Genomic DNA, 899 nt, shown 5'->3' with positions numbered 1-899 from the left:
TGATACCTGATGTCACGCCGAATGGCGTTTTTGCATTTACCACCAATTAGGTGGCTAACTTCATTCTATAATCCACCGTTTAAGCAATGGTTGAATATGGTCACGGTCACTTTTGAGTTAGGTACCATAGACTTCTATTTGATTATACGGATCGACAATTTTAACAGCTTTTCGATTATCAGCATCAAAACGCTTCGTGGTGGCTTTAATTACCTGAGTCAAGTTGGAGAAGAAGAATGGAAAACTGGAGTAACGGCTGGTCTGACCCATCGCTTCGAAATCCTCCTGGTAGAGAAAGCTGGCGTCCGGAATATTATCTTCCACCGGCTGCTGCCAGGTCCCCGCAATCTTTTGATAAGTTGGTTCACTGCCCACAATCACTGCCGCAAAACCAGCAATATCCTGGCCATTAATAAAGACATCGCCATGACCGGCTTTGAAAATATCAGTTTCTGCCGGATATTTTTCTCGCCACTGGGAGCCTCCAGTGGCCTTTAGCTGAACCTTGGCATCATTAATATTTACCATTATCCGCGGTATGTCCGCCCCCCTGTGCTTGTCGTGTGTACGTTTGCATTTCTACCCCTCCTTTCTTGATTTACTCTTATCTTATAAAAATTACTGTTAGCTTTTCACTCTTTCACTCATTTAATAATGAAACTATTCACCGCTTCTCGTTTATCTATCCAAGAAAGCAACTTTACTTTTCTAATAATTTAACCTTTCCTTCTTGCATCAAAATACAAATTGTCTATACTGCTAGGTGAATAAAAGTCAATCATACTTTTGTTTTTTAAGACAATTAAAGTGTTTTTTACCTAAATCTAAATTTCAAGAATAAGTTAGCCACTAAGCTGAAATAAATAGCACTGACCAATTAATTATTGGTTGATGAGAAC

Annotated in this window: 1 protein-coding gene; it reads right to left on the bottom strand. The window is 39.4% G+C overall.

The window, feature by feature from the left end; translation table 11 throughout:
• Nucleotides 1–117: 117 nt before the first annotated feature.
• Nucleotides 118–528 (bottom strand): hypothetical protein, encoded by a 411-nt coding sequence (locus QOR82_RS09120; RefSeq protein WP_283584421.1) that lies wholly within the window; start codon nt 526–528, stop codon nt 118–120.
• Between the last annotated feature and the right edge of the window lie 371 nt (nt 529–899).

Source organism: Limosilactobacillus difficilis, assembly GCF_947387495.1.
Classification (GTDB): Bacteria; Bacillota; Bacilli; order Lactobacillales; family Lactobacillaceae; genus Limosilactobacillus; species Limosilactobacillus difficilis.
This window is presented reverse-complemented; position numbering and strand designations above follow the sequence as displayed.

Coding starts and splice junctions, on each gene's coding strand:
- QOR82_RS09120 (WP_283584421.1), bottom strand. CDS start 528: ATGGTAAATATTAATGATGCCAAGGTTCAGCTAAAGGCCACTGGAGGC.